This window comes from Grimontia sp. NTOU-MAR1, assembly GCF_035758505.1.
Lineage (GTDB): Bacteria > Pseudomonadota > Gammaproteobacteria > Enterobacterales > Vibrionaceae > Enterovibrio > Enterovibrio marinus.
Map to the genome: position 1 here is coordinate 21,413 of NZ_CP142108.1, position 13,212 is coordinate 34,624.

The window sequence follows — 13,212 nt, forward strand, 5'->3', positions numbered from 1 at the left end:
CTTATTGATAAGAAAGAAATCGCGATGAGATTATCAGTCGCGATCTAATAAGGTCAATCTATGTGCTAAAACTGGCTCAAAGTTTTAGCTGAGAAGGAAAAACTCAATTTAAAAACCGCAGTTATCAATGATATTAGAGAGCTGACTGCGGAAGTCTCTTTCTTCGAGATTGGAAAGCTCATAGAGGGCTTCAGCGCCCGCCAAGGTGATCTCTACTTCATGTTCATTTATGTCTTCATCTTTGGCTCGGAACATTAATAAGTGGTTAGCCATTTTGGCAACATCCAGATACGAAACGTCTTCACTCCCCTTTCTGATGCGGCGGTTGACTGACACTTCGACGAAGTCCAAATCAAATCCCCAGGCTTTCAGGATAAAACGACTGGCTTCGCGACTCACCGTGAAGAAAACATGGCTGGCGATCTCAAAGTCCAAATAGTGACCTTCTTCCGTGTAGTCATGAAACGCCTTCACTGCACTATAGATACCAATATCAGCGAGCAATCCAATTAATAAAGACTTTTCAACTTCCAGGTGAAGGTTCTCATCATCATAGCTACGCACTTTCTGGCATAGCAAGGCCATCGTAGAACCAAACTCTCTTGATGCTGTAGCACTTTTCTTAAGCAGGACATTACATTCCTTGCTGAATGGTGAGTTTGTTTTCAGGGTTTGAATTGCATGGGCGGTGGCAATACCCAAAACACGTTGGATACCCAAGCGGGATACCGCCATGTTGATGTCATGACAAGGTCGGTTATTACGTGGACTGAACACTGCAGAGTTTGAGGAACGAATGACCGCGGCGGCTAGGGTCGCATCATCCAAGAGCAGTGTGGCTACATCGCGGACTGTTGTGTTTGGCTGGTTACAAGCGCGCTGGAGTTTAACTACAACGTCTGGGATCGGCGGTAGTTCAAGGGTTCCGTCTTTTAGTGAACGGTAAACTCGCTGAAAAAAATCAGTTTCTATCGCTTTAAGGTATTTGTCGTGGCTGGGGGAGACCCAGAATAACGAAAGGTGATCCATCTTTTTAGACTCGAAAAAACGCTGGGTTAATAGTAATTGCCCAGTGTTTTAATTGAAATACATCCGTTGATAAATTTGAACGAAAGGCACCTTATTCTCTGGCTTGTATAGCTATTTATGCATGATGTTGGCTGATAATCTTATCATTAGGCAAAGCGCAAGATTGGACACCTGGGAGTACCAAATTTTGAAGTAAGCTAACGTTTATTTAGAAATCTCGCTGCAAAAAAAGACAACGATTTGCGAGTCTAACTACGCATTTAACACGGTAGAAACATAAAAGTTACATCCTATAATCGTGACGGCTGTTGCAAAAAAGCTACAGTTTTCGAAATTGAGTGATCTAGTGCATGGTTTTCTGTGCCCTAATGAGTCATCATTAATTCGCGTTGAGAAATTACGATATTTAAACCAAAACTTTTTGGGTTTATCTCTTGGGGAGAAAGGAGGCACACGTGTTGGAAGTTAAAAGTGGCTTTGTTGAGTACTTGTCGCAGTTTGGCGAGACTGAAAAACGTTCGATGTTTGGCGGAACTGGCTTCTTCGTGAGCGGGGCCATGTTCGCACTGGTCAAGGAAGACCGTATCTATCTGCGTGGTGGTAACGACCTAACGCAAAATCTCATCGATAAAGAGTGCAAGAAATTCGTTCACGTTAAGAAAAGCTCTACCGCTATCGTCAATTATTATGACATTACTGATCTTTATGAAAAGGAGGATCAGGGGTTGGATGTGATGGTAAAAAAGTCCGTAGAGAATTCGGTAGCAGAAAAAGAATACCGCGACTCCAAGCTCAACAAGCGTCTTCGCGATTTACCCAATTTGCGTTTGACCATTGAGCGTATGCTGAAAAAAGCGGGCGTAGAAGATGTCGATACTTTCTTCTCAATGAGTCCAGAAGAACTGTTCCGTAAAGTACAACAAGCGCACGGTTACGATGTCGATGTGAAACTATTGTGGATGTTCGCCGGTGCTCAAAATGGTACTCACTGGACATTGCTGAGCGAAGAAACTAAACAACAATTACTTCGCGCAATCTAAATTAGATTCTATCTCAATGCCCTAAAAGCCGCCAGTAGCGGCTTTTTTAATGCCTATATCTTTGTTGAGGTGTACTTGCTTAGAATGACTAGGCGGCACACACCTCTCCGCGCCTAAAACGCTTTGGGCTAGAAATTTAACCACCAAAGATCAACAGACCCTAGCCAATTCAATTTTTTCAGTAGACGAATATCGTGCTTCGACGGGCTGAGTGTACCCACAAAGCGATTATTGTTAAAGTCTCCTTATCACCCAAAAAACAAAATAAAACAATGAAATTGCCTCAGCTTTCTTCTTCTTTACTGGCCGGATTACACTGCTTCTCTGTGGTGGCTGAAACTATGAGTTTTACCCGAGCAGCAGAAGAGCTCCACCTGACACAGAGTGCTGTGAGTCACCGTATAAAGAAGCTTGAGCAGCGTTTAGAGGTGTCTTTGTTTGTCAGAAGGCCCCGGCACTTATCCCTTACTAATGAAGGGGAGCAGCTAAAGTTGGTCGTCACTGAGCAGTTCTCAGCGATCAGCTTTAAGTTGCTGGAGCTCAACCGCGCTAAGCCTGTTGGTGATTTCATCATTTCAGCGCCTCCTACTTTTTCACAAAAGTGGTTAGTACCAAAACTTGCCCAGTTCGCCGAAGCGTTTCCGGATGTCACTTTGCATCTCCGAACTCGAAACGACTTGATTGATTTCAAAGCGGAAGCTTTTGATTGTGCGATTTATTTTGGTCACGGACGTTACAACGGTCTTACCAGCCATCATTTGATGGATGATGCGATAGTTCCTGTTTGCAGCCCGGAATATGCGGAGCGTCATTCGCTTTTTAATAACCCAGACAAATTGGCCCAGTGTCAGCTTTTGCATGATGCAGCGCCCTGGGCAAGTGCCAGTCTAAGCGATGAGTGGTTGTATTGGGCTAATGCTAACGGTATTGAACTCAACGGCACAAACCACAGTTTTGACAGGGCAGATCTGGCGCTGGATGCGGCCACTTGTGGAATGGGTGTCGCCATAGGCAGGATAGCGTATATTCAGGATTATTTGATGTCCGGTAGGCTGGTTGCTCCCGTCGATAGACCTGTTAAGTCTCCCTACAGCTTTTTTCTGGTATATAGAGAACAACATCAAGGCAATGCAAAGATATTGGCATTTAAGAAATGGTTAGAAAGCCAGCTTAACTCGCTAACGCCTAGCTTCACATAACTCTGTATTAAACCCTGCATAAATATCCGGTCACTGGGCTGATGGTTCTTATGTATTACTTGAACTTGCACTGTCGTTTGAGCATAAAGTGACCTTTGATGATGAAAAAACTGTGTGAAATCAGGTAGTATTTATACGAATAGGATGTGAGCTATCTGTAATCGTAATCAATACGAAGAGCGATGAAGGTGACTGATCGCTCACGACGTTAAGCGCAGAGGGAGCAGGAACTAAAGGACTAATGGCGAAGAATACCAAAGAAGGCGCTCTGCAGACCGAAGCGCTTATTTATAGAACTATCTTAGAAATTTTCATGGAGTTAGGCTGGGATGCAGTGACCTATGGGTCGATTGCCAAACGGACTGGATTGAGCCGAAGCGGAATCCAGCGAGTTGTCCCTACCAAAGAATCTATGGTGAATGCATTTCAGGGGCAGGTGCTTGCCTACGTCACCAGCCAAATCGATCCCACTGACACCGACTCAATAAAGAAAACATGGATTGAAGCCCTTTCAGAGGCCAAATTCGCTAACTGTATACGATACCTTTTGGGGGCAGTTAAAGAAGGTGGGCAAAGCAAAGAAAAAGTCGCTTTTGGAGTTTCTAAGCTGATAGAGCGATACGGTCAACCATTGGTTATCGAGCTCATCGGCCTTTCAGCAATATATTTGTTAGACATAGAACTCGATAAACAAAGTCAGGGGCTAGACAATGAAAATATCCAAAACGAAAGGGTCGGTTGCAAGCACTGTGTTGTTAGTGATATTAGCTGGGTGCGCAATTAAGCAATTTAAAGAAATCACGGTTTATAAAACCAAAGGGTCAGTTCAGTGTGAATCCTCGGGTATGAGTATTTCTGAGAGCGAGTTGCAACTGCATAACAGCGGTGTTGAGGTATTCTCTTCAAAATGTGGGGTACTGGACGGCGGGTTTGCACAGATATGCGGTGGCAAGACGGGCGACATTCTGCTTCACACCATCAACTCGCGTTACGAAAACCTAGCGGTGGCCATGGGGTACCAGCCTGTTTCAGCCCTTGCCTCTGAAGAATCTCTTAAGGGCTTTAGCTTAGTAGAATGCCAGTAAAAGGGCCTCTACGTTGAGAGGCCTTTTAAATGTTCGTGACTTAGAACTTGAAGCGGGTGGTGAATATGAACTGGTCACCGTAAGCTTCATTGAAGCGTAGCTGAGAACCGATAGAGAACAGCTCAGTCGCGTGGAAGCGAGCATTCACAGAGCCGAAAATGTCATCATCGTCTGAGATAGAAAGGTGACCAATTTCAGCACCTACTTCCAGCTGTGGGCTTAGCCACTGACGAAGACCCAGGTTTACTTCCACACCAAACTCTGTGTCGTGGTTGTATTTTCCGCGCTGCTTCATGGTGCGAAGACCCAGCTCACCATAGACGTCTGCCCAGTTGTTTACTGGCGCATGGAAACCGATCGCTGCAGTGGTATCGAAATCAGATTCGAACTCAGTGTCGACTTCAGCGCGGATGTGCGCATTCGGGTGAATCGAAGTGCTGAAACCAACACCGTAAGTGACTGGGCTGATACCAACGCGAGCTTCAAAGTAGTCGTAGCTGAAGTTGCTCATGGTTGTATCTTTAGCAGCACTTGCAGCAGAGAAGCCAGCAGAAGTCGCGGCAGCCAGCAAAATACCGGCAATCTTGGTTTTGCGCATCAAAAGGGTCTCGTGATGAAAACATTGTGTGCGTATTCTAATAGAAGTCGCTTTTGCTAAACAACAGCATAGCACTGTTATCTGGCGCTATAACCGTTATTTTGTACTTGATATGCTGGTTTTTTGACCACTCTTTACTCAAAATGCTTGGGATTTGGGCCTGCGTACTTTGTGTGATGCTTCAGGTATCGGAATAGCTCAAGCGATTTTTACTTACCACGCTATTCAGAACACCACGTTCATCGTTTACACGTAAAATAAGTTACTTGCTCATCATTCCTCCATGTATGGCGTAACAAGGGGGGAATAGGGAAGGGTAACTGTCATTGCTGTAAATTCGTCGGGTGTAGATCTGACGTCAATTGAACCACCATGATGCTCAACGATTTGGCGACAAACTGAAAGCCCGATGCCAAGCCCAAAGTGGCCTTCTCGTTTTGTGGTGTAATTGAGTTCGAAGACTTTATCTTTGATGGCGTCAGGGATGCCAACACCGTTGTCCATCACTGTGACTTTAACGGCTTTTCGGCTGCGATAAATGGTTTCACGGGTTCTCACCTCCACTTCGCCGTGTTGACCTACAGCGTCCAGTGCATTGGAAATCAGGTTGGTCCAAACTTGTTGCAGCGCGATAGGCATACAGCGGATAGGCCGCAATTTACCGTAATCCTTTACCAATTTGATGCGTTTAAGCTGATTCTCAAACATCACAAGGGTATCTTCAATGCCTTCATGGATGTCCACTTCATGCATGGTTTCGTCATCCTGTCGGGCATAGGTTTTCAGGCTTCTCACCATGTCAGCGATACGCCTTGCACAGACATTTGTTGAGCGGAGCGAGCTTCCTGCCTGATAGAACATGTCCCACTGATTAAGCGTTTGCTGGAATTCACCACCCAAGGCTTTGATCCAGAAAGCGATGTCATCAGGTTTATCTAATCCCATGTTGACTGCTTTTCTTGCGAGGCTCCGGTTCCCCAACGATGGTTCTAGAGCTTTGGTCAGTTTACGGGCATCAGATGTCGACATCGGGCGGGAAAGCAAAGCTTCTTCCATGATTTTATTGGCTTTTTCCCTTGCCTGCATATTGAGATCGACATTAATCAATGTGCCAATGTTGTCGCGTAATGTTTCACTGTTTCGCAAAATGGCAGAGACCGGGTTGTTAAGCTCGTGGGCAACACCAGCGACGAGTTGTCCGAGCATTGCCATCTTTTCTTTTTCGATAAGCTGCTTGTGGGCCATCTCAAGCGATTGCAGGGTTTGCTGCAGTTTTACTTCTGTCGTAATACTGCGCTTCAAGCGGCGGTTGAAATGACGGAGCAGATAACTGGAAAACAGCGGGAGCAGATCATTCCGGGCCTGCATGACCTGAGAAAAAAGACTTCTGTTGAGCTTCAGGACCTTAGTGGTGTGAAGGGTGATACCTGTAGAAAACGATACATCTCCGGTAACGAAAGACATTCCGCCTATCAGGCTACCTTGACCAAGCCTTGCAACTTCGTGTGAAGCTCCGGTTTCATCTCGTTTCAGCAGTGCCACTTCACCTTCCACGACAAACCAGAGGAACGAATTGGGCTTATCTTCATGAGTGAGAACATGATCTTCACTGTACAGTCGGCTGACATCGTGTTCGCTGTTCTGGTTAAAGTATTCGGTGATGCCATCTATGAGTTGCTTGGATAATTCTTCGTCAGAGACTCCAAGTGAGGATTCAATAAACCCATTACGATAAGTCGCGAGTTTCTTCTCGATGTGTGCATCAAGCAGTCTACGTTGATCTAGCGTGTTGCCGTAGCTCAGTAGGTCGTCGGGATTGAATTCCAGAACATAGAGTGTCAGTTCCTTTTTGGCCAACTCCTTGATTTCGTTCTCTGCCCAAGGTTTGGTTAGGCAGTAGTTTAGGCGTCCTTCGTTGACTGCCTGCATAATTTTTTCCAGATCGGGCTGGTCATTAAGCAGAACCGTTCTGGCACCCTGGGAAGCGGGATGATTATCAATATTGATAAGAAGGGAAATCCCTTCATCTTCACCGAGAGTGTGGTCACAAATGAAAAGGGCAACTCTGCGCTCTTCGCGATGAAGTTGCTCTAAAATCATGTTCGCTGACGCTGCATTGTCAGCACACAGAAGGTCGAAGGTTTCGCCTAAATCGGACAATTCGTGTTCAATGCGCGCTAAAATGGCAGGATCGTCGTCAAGACAAAGAATAACATTGGAATTCATACGGTTACCGTAAATCGACATTTTTTGTGAGTGTATCCTGTTGAACGTCTTCAAGCTGAGAAGAACGCTGCAAACTGACACATATTTTAAGAAAACCTCATCACCGAATAGGGTTATGATAACCAATGAGTTACACTCAGATTCAAACAAACACCAAAGGTTAACTACCCCCTAGTCAGTTGGAGTGAAAATGATATTTGGAAAATATGCAGCAGTAGCAGGCGCGGCAGCAATTGCTGTTTTGTGGCCGTTTGCGACAGGACAAATTGCTAAATCTCAGTATGAAGCCGAGATTGAAAAAGTGGAGTCCTCTTATCTGGCTGTTGAAAATGTTTCGTATGATCGCGGCTACCTGTCCTCAAATGTTGTCACTAAATTCTCACTAACAGGCCCAACCAAAGCGTTTTATGAGGCAGAAGGTCTGCCAACCTCTTTCACTGTATTGAGCGAGGTTGCTCACGGCTTCCTTAGCATCAGCGCAATATCTGAACTTGAAATGACACCTGAACTGAAAACACTGTCAGAAGTGCTTTGGTCATCGGGTGAATCTCCAGTCACTCTGTTGAGTGAAACGTCTGTATTCGGGGACACCCAGTTTGACCTCACTGTTCGTGCCATGAATGGCGGGGACGAAGAAGTGACGATTACGAGTTCTCCGACAAACGTATCTGGTACTGCTGATAAAGACGGCAATATGGTTTATCAGATGGAAATGCCTTCTGTAGAATTTGCGGGCGTAGAAGGTGAGAAGTTCACTTTTAGCGAAATCACAGGTTCTGGTCAGGGTAAAATGGTCGATGAAATGTGGGTTGGACAGCAACTCTTAAATGCGAAGGCCGTCAGCCTGACAGATGGCACTGGTATGGCCGCGACAGTGACCAGTCTTGGACTTGATGTCCAAAATGAAATGAATGCCACCAATGGCGATGTAACGACAGCGAAGACGGAAGAACTTCGCATGACAAGCAAAAATACTATTTCTTTCCAAAAGCTTGATGTGCCAGAAACCATGGTACTTGATAACTTCAAACTTGGTGTGAACTTTAAAGATCTGGATTATACGGCAATGCTTTCGCTGGCTGAAAAAGCGGAAAGCCTAAATGCAGAACCGACGGATGAAGAGATGATGCAACTGGCAACTTCCTTGGATGGCCTAGTGGAAAGCGGTATGACTTTCGAACTGATGCCATTTGAAGTGGATACACCAGAAGGTCGCGTTGACGCGAAGTTAGATCTCACTGTCGAGCCTGGTCTCGGCAGCGTAACCCAGAACTTCGGTGCATTGATGTCAAAGCTGAAAGGTAACTTGTTTATACACGTGCCTGCTGCATACGTGCAAGGCGTACCTGGCTTATCTGAATCACTGAGCAATCTCGAGCAGTATGGCTTTATCAGTGAAGGTGAAAACGGTGTAACTCTAGAAGCACAAATTGAAGGTGATCAGGCAGTATCGCCCAGCGGTGAGCGTATTCCAATTGGGCTTCTAATGATGATGTTTATGTAATTATCAGTCCAATGATTTACTGAAAGCCGACGCACTGCTTGTCGGCTTTTTCTTTACTGGTTCCGGATAGATCCTCTTTCATTTGTGACAAAGCATAAAAATCCATCTGTCTTAGCTAGTAATTTTTCCAGCTTGGTTAACACTGTTAGGAAGAAACACAGAGATTTATCCCTGTTTTCTAAAAACGTCTCATCCAAAAACAAGGGGGATGCATGGAATCGATTAAAGTGAAAGATTACATGAATAAAAGGCCTGTCACCTTCAGCGCTTCCATGCCGCTGTCCAGAGCATTGGAAAAAATGCTCAGTGCGAATCAGACCGGTGGGCCAGTCGTTGATGAGAGAAATAAAGTGGTTGGATTCCTGTCAGAACAGGACTTGATACATAAGCTATTGAAAGCAGGTTATTATTGCCAGGACAGTAATAACGTAGCAGATTGTATGCACAGCGATGTGAAATCAGTTCTTCCTGATGACAGTATCATTCGTCTTGCGGAAGAGATGTTACCCGCAAAACCAAAAGTTTATCCGGTTATCGATGAAGATGAGCGACTGGTCGGTTGTATCTCTCGTCGCGACATTTTGAGAGCCATTTCAACCCAGATTGATGATTGTTTCCACCATCCAGTTTAATTGTTCGAAAAAATTGAAAGAGTTGTTCAAAAAGAAGGTGCCTTGAGGCACCTTTTTTCATGGCATTATAGTCTGTTAGCTTTCACATGGCGTATTTAACCACATAGAAACAGGACTACTCATGCCAAGCCAATCCCAAGCCAAGTTTGTTAACGGCTCCATCATGCGCCATATCGCCGTGATGTCGACATCCGGTGCGGTGGGCTTGATGGCACTATTTTTGGTCGACTTGGCTGATATGTTCTTCATCAGTTTACTAGGGCAAGTCGAACTTGCCGCCGCCGTAGGCTTTGCCGGTACCATCATCTTCTTCTCTACTTCAGTATCTATTGGTACTTCTATTGCCATGGGCGCTCTGGTGAGTCGTGCGCTTGGCGCGGGCCAACGTGAAAAAGCGCGGAAAATCACAGGCAGCGTCATGGTATTTGCAGCCCTAGTGAGCATTGTCACGGTTGGCGTTATTCTGGCTTTCCTTGACCCAATTCTTGCGTCTATCGGTGCAGAAGGGAAAGTGGCAGCGAAAGCGAATGATTTCCTCTGGATCCTGCTTCCTGGCTCGCCGTTAATGGCAATGGGGATGGCCGGCGGTGCAGCGCTGAGAGGTGTCGGAGATGCCAAGCGTTCCATGGCTGCGACGCTCGCTGCAGGTGCAGCAAATGCCATATTGGACCCCATATTTATTTTCGCGCTATCAATGGGTGTGGAAGGCGCAGCAACTGCGTCTTTAATATCTCGATTTGTGATGTTTGGTGTGGCGTTCCAAGCGGTGCATCGTAAGCATGATTTAGTCACCATGCCGACGTTTGAAGATCTTAAAACGCATTTTAAAGCCATCACCAATATTGCCGGTCCTGCAATCATCACCAATACTGCGACACCAATTGGGAACGCCATTGTCACTGCACAGATCGCGAAGTTTGGTGCGGACTACGTCGCAGGTTATGCAGTGATGGGGCGCTTGTTGCCTGTTTCCTTCGCGTTGATTTTCTCGCTCTCCGGCGCCGTGGGCCCAATTCTGGGGCAAAACTATGGTGCATTACGTTTTGACCGCGTGCGCCAGACACTGACTGATTCGGTGAAATTTGTGACAGCATACTGTGTCGGTGTCGCGATTATTCTTTACTTCTCACAGGGGTTCATCATTAATGCATTCAGCTTGAATGGCGATGCCGCTTCGATGGTGGCACTATTTTGCACCTATATCGCGATTACCTTTATCTTCAACGGAACCTTGTTTGTCTCCAATGCTGCCTTCAATAACCTTAACCGTCCTACATGGTCTACTGCGCTCAACGTGGGCAAGGCGACATTAGGCACCATTCCATTTGTGTATGTTGGTGGTCACTATGCGGGTGCGGAAGGGGTATTGATTGGTCAGGCTGTTGGCTCAGTACTCTTTGGTATTGCTGGTTACTTCCTGGTTAAGCGACTTATTAATCAGTTAGCAGAAGCGCATGAAGATAAAGAAGAAGATATCGTCCCTGTCGAGCCAAACGTTCCAGCTGCAGGACTGACAAGCTGTCGTGAAGTGATGGCTGAAGATGCTGATGAGTTGCTATCGGATGAGGACACCTCGAAGAACACAACGCGCTCTTAGCCTAAACGATGACTTCATAAAAGGACGCCATTGAGCGTCCTATTTTTATTTTAAAACTCGAAATACAGACCATTGAGAATACGCCGCATTTTATTGATCTAATTCAGTAACTCAGAATGGTATTGCGCGCAAAATATTTAGGGGCTGTTGACCTTTGGTGATGATTTTTGCAGCAGTTTGTGGCGGCTTTATTCAAGGCAGAGGCTTCGATGTGTAGCTTGCCTACATGAGAAGCTGATAACGCAGAAGAAAGCCACCACAAACGCTTTTCGCAAGAACAAGAATCAACCACCAAAGGTCAACAGCCCCTGGTTGCCCACGGATTCGGCAAGTTTCGAAGTGGGTGTTTTAGCTTTTAAGGGACTACAAGCGATTATGCGCATTCAGGCGAAATACATACTTCCAATTCTTATCCCCTTGCTGGTGCTGCTACTTCCGGCATCTGCGTTTCCATTTGAAACACTGACTGTGATGCAGCAGCGCGCGATTGCCCTATTCTTGCTGGCTGCACTGTGTTGGGTGTTGGAGCCTATCCCCATTTATGCCACTTCAGTAGTGGTGATAGTTCTCGAACTGCTTTTCCTGTCTGATAAGGGCCTGATCTGGTTCCGCAGCAACGCGGGCACTGCAGAGTTCGGGGACTTGCTGCAATACAATACCGTCATGGCGACGTTCGCGAGCCCGATTATCATGCTTTTTCTGGGCGGCTTCTTCCTTGCCATGGCTGCGACCAAATACCGTTTGGATATTAACTTGGCGCGGGTGTTTTTAAAGCCGTTCGGCAACACACCACAAATGGTGATGGCAGGATTGATGATGATCACCGCGGTCTTCTCTATGTTTATGTCTAACACCGCAACAACCGCAATGATGTTGGCAATCCTGACGCCAATTCTTGCGGTGTTTAAGCCAAATGACCCTGGCAAAATTGCCTTTGCTTTGTCTATTCCAGTCGCAGCCAACATTGGCGGTATCGGAACACCAATCGGCACGCCGCCAAACGCCATTGCGTTGAAATATCTCACGGGCGATAACCTGATCACATTCGGCGAATGGATGGCATTCGGTGTGCCCTTTGTTATCGTGATGCTTCTATTGGCTTGGGTGTTGCTTTGCTTCCTGTTCCCATCCGATGAAAATCAAATCTCGCTTTCTATCAAAGGGCGTTTCCTGAAAACGCCGAAAGCCATCACGGTTTACGTCACTTTTGCCGCTACTGTGCTCTTGTGGCTGATGGGCTCAAGCCATGGCATGAACTCATACACCGTGGCATTAATCCCTGTTGCTGTCTTTTCGATGACTGGCATCATCAACAAAGAAGATTTGAAAAAGGTTTCCTGGGATGTGCTCTGGCTGGTGTCAGGCGGTTTCGCATTAGGCCTTGCATTGGATAAGACTGGCCTGGCAGCGCTGTTGGTAAACAGCATTCCATTTGAAAACTATGCACCGGAAATCGTACTCCTTGGTGCTGCTGCGCTCTGTTTGCTGATGGCCAATTTTATGTCCCATACAGCAACGGCCAACTTGTTGATGCCAATGATGGCAGCGCTTGGTGTGTCTATGGTTTCGCTCTCGCCACTCGGCGGTGAAACCACATTGATCCTTGTTGTGACTTTTGCGGCTTCACTGGGTATGTCTTTGCCAATCAGTACACCGCCGAATGCATTAGCGCATGCGACGGGTCATGTGAATAGCAATCAAATGGCGAAAGTGGGCGTTATCTTGGGCGTGGTTGGTGTTGCGCTCAGTTTTGTGATGGTTTGGATACTCAGAATGGTTGAGTTCTTTTAACGATATGAGGGAAACAGATGGAAAAAGTAAACATCATTTGCGTTGACGATCAGCGTGAAGTGCTGAGTGCCGTGCTGAAAGACCTCTCTCCTCTGGCAGGCGCATTTCATATTGAAGACTGTGAATCTGCTGATGAAGCGCTTGAACTGATTGATGAGTTGGATGCAGAGGGCGAGCACGTCGCTTTGATCATTTCTGACCATGTCATGCCAGAGAAAACCGGCGTTGAGCTATTAACCGAAGTGTCGCTAGATCCCCGTTTCCGCTTAACCCGTAAAGTCTTGCTAACGGGGCAGGCTACACATGCTGATACCATTGACGCCATTAACAACGCCAGAATTGAACGTTACTTCGAAAAGCCTTGGGATGCGGCATCACTGCTTGGTGCGGTAAAAAGACTGGTGACACAGTATGTGTTTGATGCGGGATTGGATTATCGCGAATTCCCTGACGTACTTGATACACAGGTGGTATTGGACAGGTTGAAATAAATGAGTAAGATTTTGGTTGA

12 protein-coding genes are annotated in these 13,212 nt (G+C 46.2%); 9 read left to right on the forward strand and 3 right to left on the reverse strand.

Translation table 11 applies throughout. The features are described 5' to 3' along the window. Positions 1 to 108: 108 nt before the first annotated feature. The gene (locus VP504_RS00220; RefSeq protein WP_325892372.1) at positions 109 to 1,029 is read right to left on the reverse strand and encodes an HDOD domain-containing protein; all 921 of its coding nucleotides are present in this window, start codon (positions 1,027 to 1,029) and stop codon (positions 109 to 111) included. Between the two features lie 455 nt (positions 1,030 to 1,484). Between VP504_RS00220 and VP504_RS00225 the strand changes: the two genes are divergently transcribed. From VP504_RS00225 to VP504_RS00240, 4 genes are all read left to right on the forward strand, one after another. Further along, positions 1,485 to 2,069, forward strand: coding sequence for a TfoX/Sxy family DNA transformation protein (locus VP504_RS00225; RefSeq protein ID WP_062709049.1), 585 nt, complete (start codon positions 1,485 to 1,487; stop codon positions 2,067 to 2,069). Between the two features lie 272 nt (positions 2,070 to 2,341). Then, positions 2,342 to 3,268 carry a DNA-binding transcriptional regulator DsdC gene (dsdC, locus tag VP504_RS00230; RefSeq protein WP_325892373.1) on the forward strand — a complete coding sequence of 309 codons (927 nt, stop codon included), beginning with the start codon at positions 2,342 to 2,344 and terminating at the stop codon, positions 3,266 to 3,268. 241 nt (positions 3,269 to 3,509) lie between these two features. Next, on the forward strand, positions 3,510 to 4,052 hold the full coding sequence (locus tag VP504_RS00235) for a TetR/AcrR family transcriptional regulator (protein WP_198159544.1): 543 nt from the start codon (positions 3,510 to 3,512) through the stop codon (positions 4,050 to 4,052). A gap of 61 nt (positions 4,053 to 4,113) precedes the next feature. Then, positions 4,114 to 4,353 carry a hypothetical protein gene (locus VP504_RS00240; protein ID WP_325892374.1) on the forward strand — a complete coding sequence of 80 codons (240 nt, stop codon included), beginning with the start codon at positions 4,114 to 4,116 and terminating at the stop codon, positions 4,351 to 4,353. Between the two features lie 40 nt (positions 4,354 to 4,393). Here VP504_RS00240 and VP504_RS00245 read toward each other — a convergent pair whose 3' ends face one another. Together VP504_RS00245 and VP504_RS00250 are read right to left on the reverse strand one after the other, a co-directional pair. Continuing rightward, positions 4,394 to 4,951 (reverse strand): outer membrane beta-barrel protein, encoded by a 558-nt coding sequence (locus tag VP504_RS00245; RefSeq protein WP_325892375.1) that lies wholly within the window; start codon positions 4,949 to 4,951, stop codon positions 4,394 to 4,396. 273 nt (positions 4,952 to 5,224) lie between these two features. Next, positions 5,225 to 7,177: an ATP-binding protein gene (locus VP504_RS00250; protein WP_325892376.1), complete on the reverse strand. Its 1,953-nt coding sequence runs from the start codon at positions 7,175 to 7,177 to the stop codon at positions 5,225 to 5,227. Positions 7,178 to 7,367: 190 nt separating this feature from the next. Here VP504_RS00250 and VP504_RS00255 point away from each other — a divergent pair, with 190 nt between their 5' ends. The 5 genes from VP504_RS00255 (at position 7,368) to VP504_RS00275 (ending at position 13,192) form a co-directional block, all read left to right on the forward strand. Continuing rightward, a complete protein-coding gene (locus VP504_RS00255) occupies positions 7,368 to 8,681 on the forward strand; it encodes a DUF945 family protein (protein WP_325892377.1) in 1,314 nt (437 codons plus the stop codon). A gap of 212 nt (positions 8,682 to 8,893) precedes the next feature. Then, positions 8,894 to 9,313, forward strand: a complete 420-nt coding sequence (locus VP504_RS00260) for a CBS domain-containing protein (protein WP_062713181.1) — start codon at positions 8,894 to 8,896, stop codon at positions 9,311 to 9,313. Between the two features lie 121 nt (positions 9,314 to 9,434). After that, on the forward strand, positions 9,435 to 10,910 hold the full coding sequence (locus VP504_RS00265) for an MATE family efflux transporter (protein WP_325892379.1): 1,476 nt from the start codon (positions 9,435 to 9,437) through the stop codon (positions 10,908 to 10,910). 375 nt (positions 10,911 to 11,285) lie between these two features. Then, on the forward strand, positions 11,286 to 12,701 hold the full coding sequence (locus tag VP504_RS00270; protein ID WP_325892380.1) for an SLC13 family permease: 1,416 nt from the start codon (positions 11,286 to 11,288) through the stop codon (positions 12,699 to 12,701). Between the two features lie 17 nt (positions 12,702 to 12,718). Continuing rightward, positions 12,719 to 13,192, forward strand: coding sequence for a response regulator (locus tag VP504_RS00275; protein WP_325892382.1), 474 nt, complete (start codon positions 12,719 to 12,721; stop codon positions 13,190 to 13,192). Positions 13,193 to 13,212 lie beyond the last annotated feature (20 nt).